At 55.9% G+C, this 21,475-nt stretch carries 15 protein-coding genes and 1 tRNA gene; 4 read left to right on the top strand and 12 right to left on the bottom strand.

Annotated features, from left to right (window positions below):
* Positions 1–83 precede the first annotated feature (83 nt).
* On the bottom strand, positions 84–425 hold the full coding sequence (locus tag I4V53_RS12170) for a helix-turn-helix domain-containing protein (RefSeq protein ID WP_195985964.1): 342 nt from the start codon (positions 423–425) through the stop codon (positions 84–86).
* 121 nt (positions 426–546) lie between these two features.
* Here I4V53_RS12170 and I4V53_RS12165 point away from each other — a divergent pair, with 121 nt between their 5' ends.
* The 3 genes from I4V53_RS12165 (at position 547) to I4V53_RS12155 (ending at position 1,514) form a co-directional block, all read left to right on the top strand.
* The gene (locus I4V53_RS12165; RefSeq protein ID WP_353616521.1) at positions 547–831 is read left to right on the top strand and encodes a helix-turn-helix domain-containing protein; all 285 of its coding nucleotides are present in this window, start codon (positions 547–549) and stop codon (positions 829–831) included.
* 123 nt (positions 832–954) lie between these two features.
* Positions 955–1,233 carry a type II toxin-antitoxin system RelB/DinJ family antitoxin gene (locus tag I4V53_RS12160; RefSeq protein ID WP_195985962.1) on the top strand — a complete coding sequence of 93 codons (279 nt, stop codon included), beginning with the start codon at positions 955–957 and terminating at the stop codon, positions 1,231–1,233.
* Positions 1,230–1,514, top strand: a complete 285-nt coding sequence (locus tag I4V53_RS12155) for a type II toxin-antitoxin system YafQ family toxin (protein ID WP_195985961.1) — start codon at positions 1,230–1,232, stop codon at positions 1,512–1,514. The genes I4V53_RS12160 and I4V53_RS12155 overlap by 4 nt, the downstream gene beginning before the upstream one ends.
* Positions 1,515–1,715: 201 nt before the next feature.
* Here the strand turns inward: I4V53_RS12155 and I4V53_RS12150 are convergent, their stop codons facing one another.
* The 6 genes from I4V53_RS12150 to I4V53_RS12125 all read right to left on the bottom strand — a co-directional run bounded on the left by I4V53_RS12150 (position 1,716) and on the right by I4V53_RS12125 (position 6,924).
* Positions 1,716–2,072, bottom strand: a complete 357-nt coding sequence (locus I4V53_RS12150) for a DUF805 domain-containing protein (RefSeq protein WP_286167146.1) — start codon at positions 2,070–2,072, stop codon at positions 1,716–1,718.
* Positions 2,073–2,355: 283 nt separating this feature from the next.
* On the bottom strand, positions 2,356–4,515 hold the full coding sequence (locus I4V53_RS12145; RefSeq protein WP_195985960.1) for a Tex family protein: 2,160 nt from the start codon (positions 4,513–4,515) through the stop codon (positions 2,356–2,358).
* A 2-nt stretch (positions 4,516–4,517) separates the two neighbouring features.
* The gene (locus I4V53_RS12140) at positions 4,518–5,618 is read right to left on the bottom strand and encodes a GNAT family N-acetyltransferase (protein WP_195985959.1); all 1,101 of its coding nucleotides are present in this window, start codon (positions 5,616–5,618) and stop codon (positions 4,518–4,520) included.
* 176 nt (positions 5,619–5,794) lie between these two features.
* On the bottom strand, positions 5,795–6,103 hold the full coding sequence (locus I4V53_RS12135; RefSeq protein WP_195985958.1) for a hypothetical protein: 309 nt from the start codon (positions 6,101–6,103) through the stop codon (positions 5,795–5,797).
* A gap of 39 nt (positions 6,104–6,142) precedes the next feature.
* Complete coding sequence (locus tag I4V53_RS12130) at positions 6,143–6,505, bottom strand: molecular chaperone Hsp90 (RefSeq protein WP_502709370.1); 363 nt, start codon at positions 6,503–6,505, stop codon at positions 6,143–6,145.
* Between the two features lie 89 nt (positions 6,506–6,594).
* Complete coding sequence (locus I4V53_RS12125) at positions 6,595–6,924, bottom strand: helix-turn-helix domain-containing protein (protein WP_195985957.1); 330 nt, start codon at positions 6,922–6,924, stop codon at positions 6,595–6,597.
* A gap of 157 nt (positions 6,925–7,081) precedes the next feature.
* Here I4V53_RS12125 and I4V53_RS12120 point away from each other — a divergent pair, with 157 nt between their 5' ends.
* Positions 7,082–7,330 (top strand): AbrB/MazE/SpoVT family DNA-binding domain-containing protein, encoded by a 249-nt coding sequence (locus tag I4V53_RS12120; protein ID WP_195985956.1) that lies wholly within the window; start codon positions 7,082–7,084, stop codon positions 7,328–7,330.
* Between the two features lie 403 nt (positions 7,331–7,733).
* Here I4V53_RS12120 and ileS read toward each other — a convergent pair whose 3' ends face one another.
* From ileS to I4V53_RS12095, 5 genes are all read right to left on the bottom strand, one after another.
* Positions 7,734–10,850 (bottom strand): isoleucine--tRNA ligase, encoded by a 3,117-nt coding sequence (ileS, locus tag I4V53_RS12115; RefSeq protein WP_195985955.1) that lies wholly within the window; start codon positions 10,848–10,850, stop codon positions 7,734–7,736.
* A gap of 400 nt (positions 10,851–11,250) precedes the next feature.
* Positions 11,251–11,913, bottom strand: a complete 663-nt coding sequence (locus tag I4V53_RS12110; protein WP_050696742.1) for a potassium channel family protein — start codon at positions 11,911–11,913, stop codon at positions 11,251–11,253.
* A 49-nt stretch (positions 11,914–11,962) separates the two neighbouring features.
* Positions 11,963–12,586, bottom strand: a complete 624-nt coding sequence (locus I4V53_RS12105) for a potassium channel family protein (protein WP_195985954.1) — start codon at positions 12,584–12,586, stop codon at positions 11,963–11,965.
* A 416-nt stretch (positions 12,587–13,002) separates the two neighbouring features.
* Positions 13,003–13,079: transfer RNA gene (locus I4V53_RS12100), tRNA-Arg, on the bottom strand.
* 356 nt (positions 13,080–13,435) lie between these two features.
* The gene (locus I4V53_RS12095) at positions 13,436–21,400 is read right to left on the bottom strand and encodes a carboxylesterase family protein (protein ID WP_195985953.1); all 7,965 of its coding nucleotides are present in this window, start codon (positions 21,398–21,400) and stop codon (positions 13,436–13,438) included.
* Between the last annotated feature and the right edge of the window lie 75 nt (positions 21,401–21,475).

Raw genomic sequence — 21,475 nt, 5'->3', positions numbered from 1 at the left:
GAACGCGGAGCGCTTTTAACAGGATCACACAGTCCCGCATACCGCGGCGGTAGGCGCGTTCCTCATAAATCTCAGTTACTCCTTTATAGCAAATCGATATTATGCACAAAGGACTTAATTAAGGCCAGCTGTTCTCTCGAACAATCAATCAGCAATTGAGAAATCTCTGAAATACAGGCAAGCTTTATGGGGTCGTCTTCATCTTTCGCATCAATTCTGATAATATCGTCGAGGGGAATCTGGAAGCAAGTACAAAAAAACATTAGCTTTTCGAGGCTCAGCTTTTTAACGCCACGCTCAACCTGTCCATAATATTGCTCGCCAATGCCCAGTATTTCTGACAGTTGCTTTTGAGTCATCCCTGCCAGCAAACGGTACTTTTTGAGCCTCTGACCGACCGCTTTCAATATACTTTTGTCCAACAATATTCTCACCTCGTTATTCCTTACCATGTGTCACATATTTGCATGTAATTAAAATTATCACACTTCAAGTTGAAGCATACAAATTCACTTCAACTTGAAGTACAACTAATCATAAAATAAAATCACTATAAAGGTTAAAGACACTCGTTACATATGGAACTTACAACGCCGGTACTATCAGCGAGAATTGGCGGAGTTTTTAGAAATCGACCGTTCTACTTACGCTTATTACGAAAGCGGAAAAGTTGTTCCACCTTTGCATATCCTATTGGAGCTTAGCGATTTGTATAAAGTGTCGCTCGACTTCCTCGTTGGAAGGGAATGGAATGTTTTGGGGTCTGAACAAACGGAAGAGACGAAAGCGGGTGAATATTCTTCACTCGCTTTCGTCTCTCTATTTTTTTGAAAAGCTCCACATGAATTTTTTGTACTGCTCCTCACACTGTATTATTATATTTTTCGTGCAATGTATTGTATTCTTCGTGCAAATTGCATATAATATAAGTATCTACTGGAAAGGGGCGATCTAATGGCCAGCAACACAACAAACATCAGCATTCGCATTGACACGGAGCTTAAGGCACAGGCAGACGCGCTTTTTGCCGAGCTTGGCATGAACCTTTCAACGGCATTCAATATTTTTGTCCGTCAATCTCTCCGTGAAGGCGGCCTTCCGTTTGAAGTAACGTTAAATCAACCAAACAAGGAAACCATTGCCGCAATGCTTGAGGCGGAAAGGATTGCGAAAGACCCCACAGTAAAGGGTTACACGGACGTAAACCAGCTTTTCGCGGATTTGAAAGAATGACAAAATACATTGTTAAAACCACCACACAGTTTAAGAAGGACTACAAACTGGCGATCAAGCGCGGACTGAAAATTGAATTGTTGGAACAAATTGTAGCAAGCCTTGCAGCCGGCATGCCTCTGCCGGAGCAAAACAGGGATCATGCCTTGAGCGGCGATTGGCGCGGGCATCGGGAATGTCATATTCTTCCTGATTGGCTGCTTATTTACCACATTGAAGACGACGTTCTTGTCTTAACCTTAGCCCGCACCGGAACGCACAGCAATTTATTTGGAAAATAATCTGCCCTATTTAGAAAGTTTATGCGGTGTTTTTTGTTTATCGTTCCTGCGTCTGCTCATCTGCCTCGACAAACGGTTCAAAAAAGATACAAATAAAAACATCGCCCTTGACGGCTGAACCAGCCGGTCAAGGGCGATGTTTTTATATCACTTTTTAAAAAAGGCATTGCGCGATCCGCGCTTTTTATCTCCGGTTATGGATTAGAAACCCTTCGGGTTCGGGCCATACTGGTTGGCGCCGGGCTGGCTGTCCATGCAGGCGAAGACCAGCAGGACGATCGCACCAACTGCCGGGATCAGGCCCAGAAGCAGGAACCAGCCGCTTTTGCCGGTGTCGTGCAGTCTTCTGACCCACAGACCAAGCATCGGGACCAGAATCGCCAGGCTGTAAATACCAGAAATAATGCCAAAGAAGGACGCAATGTTAACAAGGATGCCCAGAATAAACACCACGATAAAGTTTACAAGAAAGGCCATCCAGAAGTCTCTGCGTCTTGCACGATCCTTGAAGTTTACGTAGTTGGTCCACATGCTAATGTAAGGCTGCAAAAATTCCATAGTGAGCAACTCCTTTTGTAATAGAATGTTCACATTATAGCACATATCTATTCACAAGGAAATGCTAGTATCCCATTTCATTGTAAAAATTTCGACTTTTTAAGACTAACTTTTATAAATCTTGTATAAATGCTTTATTGATCTTTCTTAACAAGGAAGATTTTTACAGATTTTACGCCTTTTCTGCACGGCACACGCATTTTCATAAGAAGACGCGCTTTTGTCAAAGCGTATTTTCTTTTCAGCCACCGAGTCAATGCAGCATACGCGGACCCCGTATTTTTTATTCCTCTTTGGGCGGCAGCATCGTCAGGGAAATGCGCTTTTTTGCCATGTCCACGGACAGCACCCAGACCTTGACAATGTCGCCCACCTTGAGCACCTCGCTGGGATGCTTGATATAGCGGCTACACACCTGGGAAATGTGCACCAGCCCGTCCTGATGCACGCCAATATCGACAAACGCACCGAAGTCGATCACATTGCGCACGGTGCCCATCAGCTCCATGCCCGCCTTGAGGTCCTCCATGCCCAGCACATCCGTGCGCAGCAGCGGGGGCGGCAGCTCGTCGCGGGGGTCGCGTCCGGGACGCAGAAGCTCCGTCACGATGTCCTGCAAGGTCGGCACGCCGACGCCCAGTTCCTGCGCGGCGGTATCCTCGCCAATGGACTGCACCTTTTCCCGCAGGCCGTCGAGCTTCCCGGCGCGGATGTCCTTCATATCGCAGTCGCAGAGCTTAAGCAGCGCCTTTGCCGCCGTGTAGCTCTCCGGATGGACGGCGGTGTTGTCCAGCACGTTGTCGCTTTCGCTGACGCGCAGAAAGCCCGCGCACTGTTCAAACGCCTTGGGGCCGAGCTTGGGCACCTTCTTCAGCTCCGCGCGGCTTTTGAACGCGCCGTTTTCCTCGCGGTACTTGACGATATTTTTGGATACCGTTGCGGAAACGCCCGCCACCTTTTCCAGCAGGGACGGCGACGCGGTGTTCAAATCCACGCCGACGGTGTTCACGCAGTCCTCCACCACGCCGGAAAGCGCCTCATTTAACCGTTTGGGCGGCATGTCATGCTGGTACTGCCCCACGCCGATGGCCTTGGGGTCGATCTTGACCAGCTCCGCCAGCGGGTCCTGCAAGCGGCGCGCGATGGAAACCGCACTTCGCAGGGTGACGTCGAAATCCGGGAACTCCTGCGCCGCCAGTTTGCTTGCGGAGTAGACGGACGCGCCCGCTTCGCTGACCACCATATACGAAACGCCGGTGTGCAGCTCCCGGATTACCTCGGCGGCGAACAGCTCCGTTTCCTTGCTGGCAGTGCCGTTGCCGATGGCGATCACCTCCACGCCGTGCTTCTGAATCTGCTCAGAGACAAATTTCTTCGCCTCCTCAACCTTCACCTTGGAGTGGGTCGGATAGATCACGCCCGTGTCCAGCACGCGCCCGGTCGGGTCGACAACCGCCACCTTGCAGCCCGTGCGGTAACCGGGGTCCAGCCCCATGGCGACGCGGCCCTTCACCGGCGGCTGCATCAAAAGCTGGCGCAGGTTGACGGAAAAGACCTTGATCGCCGCCTCGTCCGCGTCCTCTGTCAGCTTGCTGCGGATTTCGCGCTCAATTGCCGGAAAGATCAGCCGGCTGTACGCGTCCTCGCCCGCCTCGCGCACTGCCTCCGCACAGGGGGTATTTTCCCTGACGCAGGTGGTGTAAATGATATTTAAGCCGCGCGCCGGATCCAGCACGATGCTGGCCTTGAGAAAGCCCTCGCGTTCGCCGCGGTCCACCGCCAGCACGCGGTGCCCCTGCAATTGGCGGATGGGCTGGCGGAAATCGTAGTATTGCGCATAGACGGAGTCCTCGTCCGGCCTGGCGGCCTTGCTGACCAGCTCGCCCTGTGCCAGCGTCACCACGCGCAGCCGCTTGCGGATGCCCGCATCGTCGGAGATCATCTCCGCAATGATGTCCTTCGCGCCCGCCAGCGCGTCCTCCGGCGTTTCCACGCCCAGCTCCGGATTAACATACGATTGCGCCATATCGATGGGATAGGCCGCCTTCGGTTCCTGCCTGTAGATTTCCAGCGCCAGCGGCTCCAGCCCCTTCTGCTTTGCCACGGAGGCGCGCGTCTTGCGCTTGGGACGGAACGGGCGGTAGATGTCCTCGATTTCAGAGAGCGTCGCGGCGTTCGCCAGCGCGGCGGAGACCTCGTCCGTCATGCAATCCGCGGCGGTAATCAGGTCCGCCACCTCCTGGCGGCGCTTCTCCAGTCCGCGCAGGTATTCCAGGCGCTCCGCAATCTCGCGCAGGGTCTGGTCGTCCAGGGAACCGTGGGCCTCCTTGCGGTAACGCGCGATAAACGGGATCGTGTTCCCCTCGTCGATCAGCTCGATCACTTTTTCAATCTGCCAGGTCTTTAAATGAAACTGGTCTGCCAGTACTGCTGTAAAATCCATACTTACCACTCCCGTGCGGCGGTTTCCGCCTGTTTTTTCGCCTGTTCCATGCGCAGCGCGACTTCCTCCGCGGGGAACAGGTCCGTCCCCTCCGCAAAGATGCACGCATAGTCCGGAATGCCGAAGAATTCCGCCAGCGCCTTCAGCTCATACGAACCCAGTTCCAGATGCGATGCCGGGCCGGTGTACACGCCGCCGCGCGTGGTGAGGAACAGCAGCTTTTTCGCCCTGCAGCAGCCGATGCAGCCGGTGTCCCCCTCCCCGTAGCGGAAGGTCACGCCGGGCGCGGAAATGTTTTCGATATAGGTTTTGATGATGGCCGGGAAGCTCAGCTCCCACATGGGCGCGGCGATGACAATGCCGTCCGCCGCCGCGAACCGGCGCGCCTGCGCAAACTCCGGGCCGTCCAGCTCGCCCTGTTTTTTGAGCAACTCGTGCTGTTCAAAGGTCTCTCCTGTTATATTGGAAAAGTTCTCTTCCGCCAGACGGAGCGTATCCACGATATGGTCCGGATGCGCTTCCCGGTACGCGGCCAAAAACGCTTCCATCAGCACACGGGTGCGGCTGTTTTTGCGCACGCATCCGTCCACCACCAACAGCGTTGGGAAAATGCGTTTTTCCATCACATAGTCATCCATCACAAAGCCATTACCGATGTCCGTCACCAGCGGATGAGATACGACAAAGTCCAACGCCTTATAGCACGCGATGGAACCGTCGTTATATTTATTGACTGTGAGCCAGATTTTTTTGAGCCCTTCCCCGCGGCACAGGTCCGTCAGGAACGCAATCCCCCGCGAGGCGATCCCTCTGCGGCGGAACTCTTTCCGCACATAGATTTTGCTGAGAAACAAGGAATCCTCGTCGCGGCGGATGCCGGTATAGCCCGCCTTTTCCCCGCCGCAGATAAAGAAATAATAATGGTACCCGTCGTCCGCCATCTGCGCCCGCATCGCCGGGGCAGACTGGAATTTTTCAATCATATATGCGGTCTGGTCCGCGCCGATGATCGGCGTAAAATGCTCCGTCCAGATGATTTTTGCCAGCGCGGCAAGCTCGTCCACCTGCTCCGGGGCCACCTCCAGAATTTGCACTTCTGTCATTGCAATGCCCTCTTTCCTGATAAACTTAACGTTTCTATTATACGTTTTTTTCCAAAAGAGCGCAACGTGGAATTCGAGACCTGCGGTCAGCTCGCGCCTGCGGCGAGGATTATTTTCACCTGGCTGGTGATGATTAAAACTTGTTTCCCCACCTTTCTAAAAGGTGGAACCTGCGGTTAGCTTGCGCCTACGGCGAGGTTGTTTTTCACCAAACAGGTAATTTCTAAAACGTGTTTTTCCGCTTTTCTAAAAAGCGGCGGGATCAAAGGGCAGAGCCCTTTGCCGTTCTCCGCAGAGAACGGAACTCTTTTCCTGAGAAGAGCGAGTGGGAACGAGTGATATTGCCGTTTATGGGGCAGGGAACTTCCTCTGGGGCTTTTCTTTGCTCCCCCGGCTTTCGCCGGGGGATGTACGTCGCTTTGAAAAGCGACAGCAAATACTTTTTTCCCTATAAAAAAGTAAAACAAAAACAGGGCGTCCGCCAATCCTGACGAACGTCCTGTTTCATTTCCGATGATTCTTTTTTACTTCAGAAGCGCATCCTTATTCTCAAGAATCGCCTCCACCGCCGCGCAGGCCGGGCAGTCGCAGTATTTGGCCCCGGCGGCCTTGATTTCCTTTGCGTGCGCCGCGACTTCCTTCGCCTTGTCCGCTCCAAAAATCCGCGCGCCCATATCCGACTCCGCAAAGCCGATCAAGCCGTCAATCGGCATGATGTCCGCTTCCAGCTCTTCAATGTATTTCTTTGTTTCCGCGGCTTCGCTTTCCGTTCCCACCGCGTCCAGCCAGGCCTGTGCCGCCGCCTTTGTCTCACCGCTGCAAGTCGGGGCGTTCATCAGTTCGCGCGTTTTTTCAACCACAGCATTTAATACCGTTTGATCCAGCATGTAAATTCCTTCTTTCTTCTGGATTTTTCTATATTTTACCACTGTGGTTCCTGCTTTGCAATTCCCAGTTGTTTCCTCTTTGTAAATTTTCAGTTATCTTTTAGAGAAGTGATGACACTGTTGAAGATATCCAAAACCTGCTTTCTCTTTGAAACATCGACGGATTCGAGCTTCTTTAAGAGGTCGTTGCTCTTCGACTGATAGCCAACCGATAAACTATCCTGTAGCACGTCATCCGCAGAAGCAGTCAGGGTATTTAAAATCAGGACGAAGGTTTCCAGCGTGGGGATTTTGTCTCCGCGTTCAATATCAGCCAGATACCGGGTGCTGATGCCGATTTTCTCTGCGCATTCCTTTTGGCTCCAGCCGCATTTCGCCCTATGGTTTTTCAATTTCTTCCCAAAACTTTTCGAATCCACAACGATCACCATCCATACTTTAGGAAATCTTTTCCATCAACAGTATACCGATTCTGTGAAACAGATGGAATGATCTATCCGTCGGAAAAACTCCGGATAGCGGGTGTTGTCCAAAACTTATTGATGTTACCATAAAGCAGAAAGGAAGGGAAAATAAATGATAGAAACAACGGACATTGTCCGAAAGGTGGACGAGTTGGGGCGGATTTTATTGCCAGTGGAAATCCGAACCGCTTTGGGAATCTCGGAAAAAGACCGCTTTATCATATCCGTGGACAAAGAAAACCGTCAAATCATTCTGCAAAAGGCCGATTATGTGTGTTTGAAATGCGGTTCAACGGAGTTGTTAAAAGAAATCACACCGGACTTTTATCTATGCGAAACCTGTATCAAAGAGCTGAAATAGCAAAAAGAGGGGCCGTTGCAGAATAAAACTGCAACGGCCCCTGTAGTTTGCCCTGTAGCATAAAATGTCCGTAAAGGACCATATCACTCGTTCCCACTCGCTCTTCTCAGGAAGAGGACCTCCGGTCGGGACGCTCGCTAGAGGCTAAAGCCTCGCTCGAGGATCTAAACGACAATCGCCGGAGGCGCGAAAGACGTTGCACGTCCCGCTCCTTGCGAGGAGCGGCAAAGGGCGCCGCCCTTTGATCCCGCCGCTTTTCAGAAAAGCGGGAAAACGCGTTGTTTTAATAATTACCAGTCAGATAAAAACAATTCTCGCCGCAGGCGCGAGATGACCGCAGGTCCCGCTTTTCAGAAAAGCGGGAAAACGCGTTTTAGCCTACGCTACAATCAACCTTTACAGATTACGCCTGCTCCAGACCGAACGTCACGGTTTCGCCGTTGACGTCCCATTCCTTGACGTAGCCGGCGGGTTCCGCCGCGTCCAGCGCCTCGGCGAGGACCTCGCCCATGATGAAGTCGCGGTTCTTCTGAATGACGCCGTCCGCGTATGTGCCCGCCTGATAGGTGATCTTCACATGGTCGGTCACCTGTGCACCGGATTCCTTGCGCATGGTTTGCAGCTTGCTGACGACCTCGCGCAGGAAGCCTTCCTCGCGCAGCTCCTCCGTGATGTGCGTATCCAGCGCCACGGTGCGCCCGTGGTCGCTGACCGTGTACGCGCCCGCCTTCTGCTCCACGCTGATGAGCAGATCGTCCGCCGTCAGCCTGACTTCGCCGGAGGGCAGGTTCAGCACCAGTTCACCCGTGGCGTCCAGCTCCTGCTTGGCGGCGACGCCGTTCAGATTGGACAGAGCACTGCGGATTTCACCCAGCTGCTTGCCGTACTTCGGGCCCACGGTCTTAAGCTGCGGCTTGAAGCTGTAATCCATGAAGGAAGCGGCGTCCTCCACAAACTGCACGTCCTTGACGTTCAGTTCCTCCATTACGATGCGGCGGAAGGCGTCGTCCAGTACGCGGCTTCCCTGCACATACAGCACGGGCAGCGGCTGGCGGTTCTTGATTGCCGCACCGTTGCGCGCCGCGCGGCCCAGCGTCACAACCTCCAGCACCTCGTCCATATTGGCCTCCAGTTCCGCGTCCATATAGGACGCGTCCGCTGTTGGGAAGGTGCTCAGGTGCACGCTCTCCGGCGCGTCTTTGTCCACCGTGCGCACGATATTCTGGTAGATTTCCTCCGCCATAAACGGGATCATCGGCGCGGCGGTGCGGGAGACGGTCTCCAGGCAGGTATACAGCGTCATAAACGCGTTGACGCTGTCCGTATCCATGGTATCCTTCCAGAAGCGCTCCCTGCTGCGGCGCACATACCAGTTGCTCAGCAGGTCCACAAACTCCTGCAGGCCGCGCGCGGCCTCCGGCAGGCGGTAGTTCGCCATATCGTTGTCCACGCCCTGCACCATGTGGTTGAGCTTGGAGAGAATCCAGCGGTCCATCGCGGACAGCGTTTCCTTCTCCAGCTTGTGCCGGGTGGGATCGAATTTGTAAATATCCGCGTACAGCACATAGAACGCGTAGGTATTATAGAGCGTGCCCAGGAAACGGCGCTGGCCGTCGAGCACGGCTTTGTCGTAGAATTTATTGGGCAGCCACGGCGCGGAGTTGGTCAGGAAGTACCAGCGGATCGGGTCCGCGCCGTACTTTGCCAGCGCTTCCGCCGGATTGACTGCATTGCCCTTCGATTTGGACATCTTCTGCCCGAACTGATCCTGCACATGGCCCAACACCAGCACGTTTTTAAACGGCGCTTTGTTGAACAGCAGCGTCGAAATCGCCAGCAGGGAATAGAACCAGCCGCGGGTCTGGTCGACCGCTTCGGAAATAAAGTCCGCCGGGAACTGCTGCTCAAACAGCTTCTGATTCTCAAACGGATAGTGATGCTGCGCGAACGGCATGGAGCCGGAGTCGAACCAGCAGTCGATGACCTCCGGCACGCGGCGCATCTCCCCACCGCACTTGGGGCAGCGGATGGTCACGGCGTCGATATAGGGGCGGTGCAGCTCGATGTTGTCCGGGCAGTTATCGCTCAGCTCTTTTAATTCTTCGATGCTGCCGATCGCGTGCATATGCCCGCAGCCGCACTGCCAGACATTGAGCGGCGTGCCCCAGTAGCGGTCGCGGCTGATGGCCCAATCCTGCACGTTTTCTAGCCAGTCGCCAAAGCGGCCGGTACCCATGCTCTCCGGAATCCAGTTGATGGTCTTGTTGTTGGCGATCAGATCATCCTTGACTTCGGTCATGCGGATGAACCAGCCCTCGCGGGCATAGTAGATCAGCGGAGTGTCGCAGCGCCAGCAATGGGGATAACTGTGCTCAAACTTGGGCGCGGCAAACAGCAGGCCGCGCTTCTTCAAATCCTCCAGGATGGGCTTGTCGGCATCCTTGACAAATACGCCGGGCCAGTCGGTCTCCGGCTTCATTTCGCCCTTCGCGTCCACCAGCTGCACAAACGGCAGGCCGTAGCGGCGGCCGACCTTGGCGTCGTCTTCACCGAACGCGGGCGCGATATGGACCACGCCGGTGCCATCGGTCAGGGTGACGTAGGTATCGCAGGTGACATACCAGCATTTCTCCGCCGGCTCCACAAAGCGATAGAGCGGTTCGTACGCCATGTGCTCCATCGTTTTGCCGGGGAAGGTCTCCAGCACGGTATAGTTGTTTTCACCCAGGACGGTATCCAGCAGCGCCTGCGCCATGTACAGGACTTCATCCTGGTACTGGACCTTCGCGTAGGTTTCCTCCGGATTGACGCAGAGCGCCACATTGGAGGGCAGCGTCCAGGGGGTGGTCGTCCACGCAAGGATGGAGGCATTCTCCTCCCCCTTCACGCGGAACCGCGCGATGGCGGAACGCTCCTTGACGTCCTTGTAGCCCTGCGCCACCTCATGGCTGGAAAGCGGCGTGCCGCAGCGCGGGCAGTACGGCATGATCTTATAGCCTTTGTACAGCAGCCCGCGGTCAAAGATATTTTTCAGCGCCCACCATTCGGACTCGATAAAATTGTTGTCGTAGGTGACATAGGGATGCTCCATATCGGCCCAGAAGCCGACGGTGTCGGAGAATTCCTCCCACATGCCCTTGTACTGCCAGACGCTGGCCTTACAGTGGTCGATAAACTGTTCCATCCCGTAGTCTTCGATCTGGTCCTTGCCGTCCAGGCCCAGTTCCCGCTCAACCTCCAGCTCTACCGGCAGGCCGTGGGTATCCCAACCGGCTTTGCGCGGCACGTTCTGGCCCTTCATCACATGGTAGCGCGGGACCGTGTCCTTGATGACGCGGGTCAGCACATGGCCGATATGCGGCTTGCCGTTCGCGGTCGGCGGACCGTCGTAGAACACATAGCTTTCGCCTTCGCCGTTGGCGTTCAGGCTCTTTTTAAAAATATCGTTCTCGCTCCAAAACTCCAGGACTTTTTTCTCCCGCTCGGGGAAGCTCAGGTCCTGCCCTACCTTCTGGTACATGCTGCGTCCTCTCCTTATTAAATACTCTGTTAGATGCGTTTTCCCAATTTTCACGCGCGTTGCCGCCAGCCAGTCAGAAATGGACTTCCTGAGAAAACAAAAAATCCCCGCCCCAATAACAGGGCGAGGATTTGCTCGCTATACCACCTATTACTGCATACCAGCATATGCGCTCCCGATAACGGGGGAACCGGCATGGCCTACTGACGCAATGCGCGTTTGGCCTGCGACTCGGGAGGGATTTTCCGTCGGTTCTACTCGCGCCGGGCTCGCACCCTCCCCGGCTCGCTGCGCCTTTCAACGCTGGCGTACTCTTCTCCGTCTACGTCTCTTTGTGTATTCATTTAGGAAAACCATATCACAAAACGGGGCCTTCGTCAAGCCCTGAAAACCATCTAATTTACTTATGTTCTCTCAGAATTTTCAACAGCCGTTTCTGGCTCCTGCCTTCGCATACAGCGACAATCTCGTCGTTCGCGTGGATGACCGTGTTGCCGTTCGGGATCATCATATTGTCCCCGCGCAGAATGGAAATGACCAGCGACCCCTCCGGCAGCTCCAGCTCTTTGAGCGTGATGCCCTCCAGCGCGGTGTCCTTGGGCAGCGTCATCGCACAGATGCCGGCCTTTCCCTTGTTCAGCGTCGCCAGCAGGTGCATCTCGGCAATGTCGACCTCCTGCTCGATCAGGTTGGTGATGATCTCCGTGCTGCTCACGGCGATGTCCGCGCCCAGGATGCGCAACGCGTCCATATTGCGGGGATCGTTCGCGCGCGCAATTACCTTGACCGCCTTAAACTGCCGCTTTGCTAGCTGGGAAGCAACCAGATTGTCCTGATCCTGCCCGGTCACGGCGATAAAACAGTCCGCGTTCTGCGTACCGGCGTTGTCCAGCGTCTCGATCTCCGTGCCGTCGCCGCAGATGACCTCCACATCCAACTCGTTTGCGATCCGCATGCAGCGGAATTTATCTTTTTCCACCAGGCGGACGTCGTATTTGCGCTCCAGCATATTTTCCGCCACATGGTAGCCCAGCTTGCCGCCGCCGACAATGACAACTTTCATAACAATCCCTCCGCAGGAAATTCCTTCCGGTTTCTATCTGCTCTTTTTATCAATCGATCATCATTGCGAATACAATGCGGTCGTTATCGGTGACATACAGGTCCTTGCGGCCCGCGCTGAGCTGCATGGTCCCGTCCGCATGTACCAGGCCGAACGGCGTTTCCCCCGGATCACAGGGCAGTTTGGTAACCAGCTGGCCGATCCAGGAGCGGTCCGCCTCCTTGACATGGAACGCCACCGTCGCGGTGCCAAAGGTTACCTCGCGGGAATCCCAGGGCTGGGTCAGCGCGGTAAACATCGCGTCGCTCGCCAGCTTGGTATGGCAGACCGTTTTCAGGCCGAAGCGCTTAAACACCTTTTCCCGTCCGGGATCGGAAATACGCGCGACCACGTTGCGCACGTTGAAAAACTCCCTTGCAATCTGAGAAATGGTGATATTGAGGTTGTCGTCCGGCGTACAGACCGCGACGGCGTCGCAGCTCTCAATTCCGGCGGTGCGCAATACCTTCATTTCCATGGGAAAACCGGTGACGGTCATCCCGTTGAAGTCCTCGTCCAGCATGCGGAAGTTGTCGACATCCGAATCCACCACCGCAACATCGTGCCCGTGCTCATCCAGAAGTTCCGCCAGGCGTCTGCCCAGCCTGCCGCACCCGATTACCAGAACGTTCACTGAAAATTCCCCTTCCAATACAAAAATGCCCTCTCCCGGTACAGGAAAGGACGTTTTGACTGCGGCGGCGCGTTCCGCCGCCCCGGAATATGGTTCCCAATATGATCGAAATAACACGCTCGGCCCTCTCTTGCGCTCTGCAAGGAAACAAACCGATCAAACAACTGCTGTGCACCGCGCACAGCGGGGATCTTGTGGCCCGCCCGGAGGGATTTACCGGACGCCCTGCGCCCTGCCAGCTTGCCCACCCGCGCTTGATGCGCCGGTACCGGGCTGCGCTGCTCCTCGCTGAAAACGTGCCACTGGCACCTTTTCCTTACGCTCGGACCCTTTCGGGTTCAAATCCCTCCTTGTGCTCCACAGGAGGGTCAAACCGATCAAACAACTGCTGTGCACCGCGCACAACGGGGATCTTGTGGCCCGCCCGGAGGGATTCGAACCCCCGGCCTTCAGAATCGGAATCTGCTGCGATATCCAGCTTCGCCACGGGCGGGTATATAAAAGCAAGTATGATTATAGCACGACCGTTTTAAAATTTCAATCACTGTTTCCAGAAAAGAAGGGATATTTTTCACTTATCTGTAAACAGACAAAGAAAGAGGCCGCGGTGCGTTCCGCGGCCTCTCCTGCTAAAGGGTTTAAAAGGAAGATGAAAAAGAAATATGTTACACTCGTTTATGAATGAAGAACGGAATTGCCGCCCTGTCCAGCGGGCCTTTTCCGGGCGCTTATCTCCGGAAGGCCCGCTGCGGGTTTTCTGATGAATCTTATGCGATTGCTGTGGTACAGTGCCGCGCGGCCGCCTGACCAGAGGCTTCCGGCCGGGACGCGCTTACTGCGAGACTCATTTTACGCGACTGCCACGGTGCAATGCTGCACGGCCGCCTGTCCGGGCAGCTGGGTATATACGCCTGTGGACTGGCCTGCGTTGCCGATCGCCCAAATACGGAAGTAATAATCGTTGCCGATCTGGGTGACAAACTGGGTCTTGAAGACGCCGCCGTTACCGACGGTGAAGCTCGGCGCTACGCCGTTGCCATTGAGAACGGTCATCTTGAAGCAGTACGCCTGGCCGCGCTGGACAGTAAACGGCAGTGTGGTATCGGACTTCACGCTGGCGGCTGTGGTTCCTGTGCCGGCGCCCGGCGTGGTCCCCACAATGCCATCGCTGCCATAGGAGCTGCCATTCTCATAGACATACACGGTCTTGGAGCCGCCTCCGGAGGAGCTGGAAGTGGTCTTCGGAACCAGCGCCATGATGGCGTCTTTAATGGCCTGCTCGGCTGCGTCTACCTTATTCTGTGTGGCTGTTGCGGGCAGTGCCTTCGCCGCTGCGACGGCTGCCGCCAGCTTCGCCCAGGAATCGCTAGTATACTTGCTGGAGCTGCGGGATTCCGCATCCTGAATCGCCGCATTCAGGCCGGTCACATCCGCGTCCATAACCTGATACGGGAAGTAAACGATGTTTGCTCTGCCATAGGTCGCATAGCTTGCATCTCTTCTCGTATAGATTGTCGGGGTAATGGAGCCGTCCACGATGCCTTCCGCGCACTTCATGATTTCCTGGAGATATTCTTCTGTGAAGGGCTCCAGATATTCCGCGTGGCCGGTGCGCACATTCAGCTTCTGGTCTCCCAGCTTGTCAAGAACCTTATTCAAATTCTGAATATAGGTCTGGATCGAGCACATGCCAATCTGCATCCACAGGTCGCCGGAACCGACTGCGTCGCCGGTATACAGGTCGTCACCATGCAGAAGAAGAATGGAGCCGGCGGTATGGCCCGGGAGCGCCAGCACTTCCATTGTCTCGCTGCCAAAGGCAATCTTGTCGCCGTCTTTCACAACTTTGACCTTGCCGGCATCCGCGCCCATCTTCCTGATGATAGAAGCTTCGTCGCCTTCTCCGGCATAAACATTCTTGACCTGGTCGTGTCCGACAAAATCGTCGAGACAGCCGATGTGATCGCCGTGGTTGTGCGTGAGGATTACGTCGATGTCCGCGTTCTTGTTTACCAGGACTTCGTTGACAATGTAGTCGTAGAGATTGCCGGCGCCCATGCCGGTGTCGATCACAACCGCCTTGTCGCCCTGCTCAAGGACCCAGATCTGGCCCAGCTCATAGTCTCTGATGACGCTGACGCCCGGTTCGACGGTCTCATGGACATAGTTCATGGACGGGTTGATCGTATGGTTTTCGCTTCTTTCGAGCGTCTGGTCAAAGAGCCAGTTATACGGGGTACCAGTGCTGTACACGTATTTCCACACGTGGTGAGACGGGATGATGGAACCCGCTGTGAACTCTTCAAACTTGACGCACTTGCTGCCGGCGGCCTTCAGCGCTGCAACCGCCTGGCGGGTGCCTTCGATATTGACGCTGTCGTCGTCCGCCGCATGGAACGCCCAGATTGGCATGTTGATAATGCCCTTGAGCTGCTCCGCCTTGTCGCCGTAGTATTCGTTCGGAATTCTGCCGCAGATCGGCATCGCCGCCGCGAACATGTCCGGATGGTCGAGGATGATCTTCCAAGTGCCGATGCCGCCCATGGACAAGCCCTGGATGTAGATGCGGCTGGTATCGATCGTGTCCGCGTTTGCCTTGATGAATTCATCCAGCATCTGCATCACGAGCGCTTCATTTGCTTCATTGACCCAGCCTTCGCTTGCGGTCGGGCACTGCGGGGCCAATACATAGGTCGGATTCATATCTGTGCGCTCTGCCCAGGCGACCGCGCCCTTGTTGGCGATCAGGTGGGACAGGTTGTTGCTGCCGCTTTCGCCGCTGCCATGCAGGAACAGGACCAGCGGATATTTGCCGTCCTTGTCCACGCCTGCGGACTTAATCGGGTCGAAATAGCGGTAATTGATGGTTTTGCCGCTCTCATTGGTCACCTTTCCGCTCTGGAAGTCGTCCACAACCAGATTCTTGACGGAATTGCTCAGGAACGCGTCGCGCGGAACGATTTCACCGCCCGCCGTCTTGATGTCGGTGAGCTGGGATACCTTGTAGGAGAGGTTGTATGTGCTGGTCACCTTGCCGTCGTAATAACTGGTAACCGCCTCTTCATCCGCCGGATCCAGTGTGATGGTCACGGTCTTGCCGTCCACCTTGACGTCCGTCACGGTGCGCAGGCCGATCTGATCGAACTTCGGATTGCTTGCAGACAGCGTCGCCTGCACCTGATAGGTTGCCTTGGAAACGGAAACCGGATCGATCTCATTCTCATATGTGATGGAAGCCTGGATGACCTTCTGGCCGTCGTCCTTCACCTCGGTGGTGAGCTCCGCGCCGATGCCGTCCTTGAGGATGCGGCGCGGGTCATAAACGATGGAAGCGGTTCCATAGGTTGCAACCTTCGCGTCGCGCACATTGCCGCGCAGGTACTGTGTGCCAACGATGGATCCGTCCACAATGCCCTTCGCGCATGCGAGGATGTCGCGGACATACTGGTCGGTCATGGTGCCGCGGAACTGTGCATGGCCGCCGTAGACCGTCAGGTCCATACCGGCAACTGCATCGTTCAGGTGCTGCAGGGAATCGACATATTCTTCGATGGAGCACACGCCGATCTGCATCCAGACGTAACCGGAGCCGATCGCGTCGCTGGTGAAGAGCTTGTCGTCAATCAGGAAGGCAACCGAGCCTGCCGTATGACCATAGATGTCAATGACCTGGAACGATTTGCCACCAAACGGAATCTTATCGCCGTCGTTGACCGGCGTAACTTTAGAGGTGTCTTTTCCTCTTCTTGTCAAGGCAGACTTCAGAGTCGCTTCATCGCGCGTGCCGACATAGATATGTTCCACGTCCTCACGCTCTGCAAAATCGTACGCCTGTCCAGTATGGTCGCCGTGTCCATGCGAAATCAGAACATCAATTTTCTTAACGCTCTCCGGCAGCATGGCTTTCATGGTATCGTAAAGGTTTCCAGCGCCCATGCCGGTATCGATGAGCACTGCACGGTCTCCGTTGACCATGACATACATCGGGTCTACATCGTAGTCCCAGATTGCCTGTACGCCATCGCCGTAATCCTTGAGCGTATACAGGGTCTTCGGGTTGATCTTGCCGTAATCGGTTCTGGCTTTATTCTGTTCAAACAGCCAGTTGTAGATTTCCTGGTCCGCGTACACGGCCTTCCAGCTGTGGTGCGGGTCGGGAGTGATGGAGCCTTCGAGGTACTCATAATATTTGACGGAGGTGTTGCCGTGCGCCTTCAGCGCCGCAACCGCCTTCTGCGAACCGGAGACGTTGACCGTGGTGTCGTTTTCCGCGTGCGCCACCCAGATGGGCAGGTTCGCCAGCGCGTCAAACGCCGCGCCGTTGTCTGTCTCATAGACAGAATCGTTGACCATGCCGCAGATCGGGATCGCCGCCGCGAAGAAGTCCGGATAGGTCAGGATCATGTTCCAGGTTCCCATGCCGCCCATGGACATGCCTTCAATATAGATGCGGTCCATATCCACCTGCGGATGCGCCTTGGCGAAGTCCTCGATCATCTTCATCAGCAGCTGGGGCATTCCTTCGCCCTGCCAGCCGCCGACGGAGAAGCCGGGGCTCTGCGGCGCCAGGATATAGCACGGATTCTGTGCGATGCGGTCTGCTTCCGCCCAGGCGACCGCGCCCTTGTTGGCGATCAGCTGTGCGTTGTTGTTTGTGCCGGATTCGCCCGCGCCGTGCAGGAACAGGATCAGCGGGTATTCGCCCTCGTCGTCCACCTTGTTGACCGCAACCGGGTCATAATAGCGGTATGGGATGGTCATTGTGCCGTCGCTGACGCTCGCCGTCTGGAAGTCGTCCACAACCAGATTCTTGACGGAGCGCTGCTTGCATGTCGCCGCCTTGGCGGTGTCGCCGTTCGCAAGCGGCAGGTCTTTTGTCTGGCGGATGGTATAGGCCAGGTCGTACATGGAGGTCTGGAAGCTCATATAATCAAAGTAGCTGGTGGCTCCCATTCCGTCGTTCTGGTCAAAGGTCAGGGTGATCGTCTTGCCGTTGACTTTAACGTCGGAAATGGTCCGCATGCCGACGTTATTGAAGGATTCTGTGCCCGCTGTGAGGCGCGCCTCGACCTGGAATGCGGATCTTGCAATCTGGCTTGCCTTTGCCGCGTCAAGCTCGCTCGGATAGGTGATGGTCGCGGAAACGACCTTCTGTCCGTCGTCGAACACTTCCGTGGTCAGGTCCGCCCAGATGCTGTCCTTCCGGACCCAATCGGGGCGATAGGCAATGGAGGCCGTGCCGTAGGTCGCCTGTCTTGCGTCGCGCACGCTGCCGCGCAGATACTGCTTGGTCTCGATGGTGCCGTCCACGATGCCCTTTGCACATTCGAGAATGTCGCGCACATACTGATCGGTCATTTTACCGCGGTACTGTGTATGGCCGCCGTAGACGGTCAGGTCGCGGTCGCCGATCGCGTCGTTCAGGTGCTGCAGGGAATCGACATACTCTTCGATGGAGCGGTCCCCGATCTGCATCCAGACATAGCCGGTGCCGATCGCGTCGCCTGTGAACAGTTTATCTTCCAGGAGGTATACAACCGAACCTGTGGTATGGCCCGGGACGTCGATTACCGTGAAGGACTTATTGCCAAACGGGATCTTATCGCCGTCGTTGACCGGGACAACCTTGTCCGCATCGTCTCCCATGCGGGGAATCACTGTTTCCGCGTCCGCCGCACCGATATATACGTGCTCAACGTCGTCGCGGTTCTGGAAATCTGCAATTTGTCCGATATGGTCGCCGTGACGGTGCGTAAGCAGGACGTCGATCTTCTTGACGCTGTCCGGGAGAATGGATTTCAGTTTGCCATACAAGTCGCCTTTTCCCATGCCGGTATCAATGAGAACCGCACGGTCGCCGTTGGTCAAGACCCACATCGGGTCCACGTCGTAGTCCAGGATCGCTTGTACCCCTTCGTATTCCCATGTGGTGTACTGGGTCTTCAGGGGGTGTTCCGGGTTGTGGTTTCTCGCTGTATTCTGCTCGAACAGCCAGTTGTAGATTTCCTGGTCTTCATAGACCGCTTTCCAGCTGTGGTGCGCGTTCGGGACGATTGCGCCCGGCAGATACTCATAGAATTTGACCGAGGTGTTGCCATGCGCCTTCAGCGCCGCAACCGCCTCTCTGGAACCCGCGATATTGACGGACGGGTCGTTCTCCGCGTGCGCCACCCAGATCGGGAACTCCGCCAGCGCGTCAAACGCCGCGCCGTTGTTGTCGGTAAAGTAGTTGTAATCGCTGCCGCTGGGAACGCGTCCGCAGATCGGGATCGCCGCCGCGAACTTGGTCGGGTAATCCAGAATCATCTTCCAGGTGCCGATACCGCCCATGGACAGGCCCTGAATATAGATGCGGCTGGTATCCACATTATGGGTCGCCGCAAATTCGTCCACCATTTTGATGACCAGGTCCTGGTTGTCCTGATTGATCCAGCCTTCGCGCGCCGTCGGGCACTGCGGGGCCAGGACATAGACCGGATTCTGCGCCACACGGTCCGGCTCCACCCAGGAGACGGCGCCCTTGTTGGCGATGATCTGGGACAGGTTGTTGCTGCCGCTCTCGCCGCTGCCGTGCAGGAACAGGATCAGCGGATAGCTGCCGTCCGCTGCCGCATCCGCGGATGCAATCGGATCGTAGTATTTGAAGTTGATGGTCTTGCCTTTTTCATTGCTGACGCTTCCGCTCTGGAAATCGTCCACAATCTGATTGGTAATCTTTGTGCTGCGGTACTTTGCCGGCTCCACCGTGCCGTTGTCCGTCTCGATCTCGCCCTTCTGGGTGATCAGATAGGAAATGTCGTACACGTTGGTGGTGCCGTTGTAGAAACTGGTGGTTGCCGCCGCGTCGTCCGGGTCAAGCTTGAGCGTAACGACGTTCCCGTTGACCGTTACATCCGTGATGGTGCGGTAGCCGTCCATATCGCTCTTGCCGTCGCCGTAGGTCAGGGACGCCTTGACTTTATAGTCGTTTTGGGAAACGCTGTCCGGATCGACCGCGCCGTCGTAGGTCAGGTTGACTTCTACCACGCGCTGGCCTTCCTCCTGGACCTCTGTCACCAATTCCGCCGGAACGTCGCCGAACGGGATCGCATACGGCAGAAGCAGGTCGTTTTCCGTCAGGCCGAGGGAGTTCATATTGAACTTCATCATTAAACGGTCGCGGGCCGGGAAATCGCTCCTGGTCGTGCAGACCGCCGCCGCGCCGTCTTCCGTATCCTTAAAGTGCATGAACGCGCCGTCCGTATCGGAGGTGCACTCTTCCCAGCTGGGCAGGCCTTCGCCGTTCGGGTCGCCGGTCTTCACAAAGTTCGCCCAGTAGGAGGACATCGTATCCGCCAGATAGTGGTCGTCTTCCGTCCACAGGCGCTGGCCTTCCACGCCGTCGCGCATGGAGTTAAACATAAACCACAGCTCGCTGGAATGGAACGAACCGTAGAAATCCTCGTCGCGGCCGCCCACGATTTCCGGATCGTGCGGGGCTAGGTCGTGATCGAAGTAATAAACATACGCGTTGTGGTCTTCGTTATGCGTCTTGCCATATTCCGCGGAAATGCGGTATTTTGCCAGGCTTCCGTCGCTGATGGCGCGGAAGTTCAGGCGGTATGCTTCTTTTTCTGTCCGCGGGTTATAGATGCTGCGGTTGTAAAGATCGCCGTACTGTTTTTCTTTGGAAGCATGGAACGCTTCAATATCCATCTCCCCGTCCGGATTGCCCGCGAGGGAGGTGTACTCGTCCGCCGTGCCGCCGATCATCACGTCGATGCCGTCCAGCGCGCCGTCCCTTGTCAGGTCGATGGATTCTTCGGTAAACACATAGCCGTCCAGCGTGTTGCTGCCGGCCGCGCTCTTCAGGGCGCTGTAAACGCCGGAATCCATAAACTCCTTCGCATCCATCGCGCGCAGTTTTTCCAGCGTGGCGCCTTCGCCAAACGCCTTTTCAATCGCCGCCTGGCAGGTCTCCTCTTTCTTTTCCAGCGTGGTATAGCTGCCCGGGGCCGCATAGCCGCTGAATCCGCTCTGGATGATCGCGCGGTTGTAAAGGCCCTTGGTCAACGGGGTGGAAAGCAGGGCCGTCACGGACATCGCGCCCGCGGACTGGCCGCAGATGGTCACGTTATCTTTATCTCCGCCAAAGGCTTCGATGTTCTGGCTGACCCATTCCAGCGCCTTGACCTGGTCCAGCGTACCGTAGTTGCCGGAAACGCCGTTGTTTTCCTCGCTCAGCTCCGGCAGTGCCAGGAAGCCGAACACGTTGACGCGGTACTGGATGCACACCACGATGATGCCCTTCGCCGCCAGCTTGGAGGCGTTGAACTCCATCTCGGAAGCATTTCCGTGGTCGTAACCGCCGCCGTGGATCCACACCATGACGGGCAGGTCCTCGACGTCCGCGTTTTCGGGCTTATACACATTTAAATAGAGACAGTCTTCGCTGATCTCCGGATTGTAGTCTTCGTCAAAATAGAACTCATCGCCCCAGAACTCTCCGACAGGGTTCAGATTCTCGGGCTGCATTGCCTGGTTGCCCCACTCGTCGCAGACGCGCACGTCTGTCCAGGTTTCTTCCAGGTCCTGCGGCGCTTTCCAGCGCAGGTCGCCCACCGGGGGCTGTGCAAACGGAACGCCTTTGAATACTGTAACGCCCTCCGTGTCGGACGGGACGCCCTGGATCGGACCGTTTTCAATCTGGACGATGCCGTCCCCCGCTTCTGCCTGGACCGGTTCCGCTGTGGCTGCAAACGCGCTTGTACAGACGCTGCACAGCATGGTCAGGGTCAAAAGAAGCGATAAAATCGATCGATGCATCTTTTTCATCTTTACTTGCTCTCTCCTTTTCCTCAATGGGTAATTTTGTGTCTGCTCTGCCGGACCGTGTGTTACTGCATGGGC

Source organism: Clostridium sp. D33t1_170424_F3, from assembly GCF_015667585.1.
Lineage (GTDB): Bacteria > Bacillota > Clostridia > Oscillospirales > Acutalibacteraceae > Anaeromassilibacillus.
The sequence above is the reverse complement of the archived record's forward strand: the minus strand, read 5'-3'. Positions and strand labels throughout refer to the sequence as shown.

Bases quoted from the DNA above. Each gene is read 5' to 3' on its own strand.
- I4V53_RS12160 (WP_195985962.1), top strand. From the start codon at position 955: ATGGCCAGCAACACAACAAACATCAGCATTCGCATTGACACGGAGCTT.
- I4V53_RS12155 (WP_195985961.1), top strand. From the start codon at position 1,230: ATGACAAAATACATTGTTAAAACCACCACACAGTTTAAGAAGGACTAC.
- I4V53_RS12150 (WP_286167146.1), bottom strand. From the start codon at position 2,072: ATGGAATTTTTGCAGCCTTACATTAGCATGTGGACCAACTACGTAAAC.
- I4V53_RS12145 (WP_195985960.1), bottom strand. From the start codon at position 4,515: ATGGATTTTACAGCAGTACTGGCAGACCAGTTTCATTTAAAGACCTGG.
- I4V53_RS12140 (WP_195985959.1), bottom strand. From the start codon at position 5,618: ATGACAGAAGTGCAAATTCTGGAGGTGGCCCCGGAGCAGGTGGACGAG.
- I4V53_RS12130 (WP_502709370.1), bottom strand. From the start codon at position 6,505: ATGCTGGATCAAACGGTATTAAATGCTGTGGTTGAAAAAACGCGCGAA.
- I4V53_RS12120 (WP_195985956.1), top strand. From the start codon at position 7,082: ATGATAGAAACAACGGACATTGTCCGAAAGGTGGACGAGTTGGGGCGG.
- ileS (WP_195985955.1), bottom strand. From the start codon at position 10,850: ATGTACCAGAAGGTAGGGCAGGACCTGAGCTTCCCCGAGCGGGAGAAA.
- I4V53_RS12110 (WP_050696742.1), bottom strand. From the start codon at position 11,913: ATGAAAGTTGTCATTGTCGGCGGCGGCAAGCTGGGCTACCATGTGGCG.
- I4V53_RS12095 (WP_195985953.1), bottom strand. From the start codon at position 21,400: ATGAAAAAGATGCATCGATCGATTTTATCGCTTCTTTTGACCCTGACC.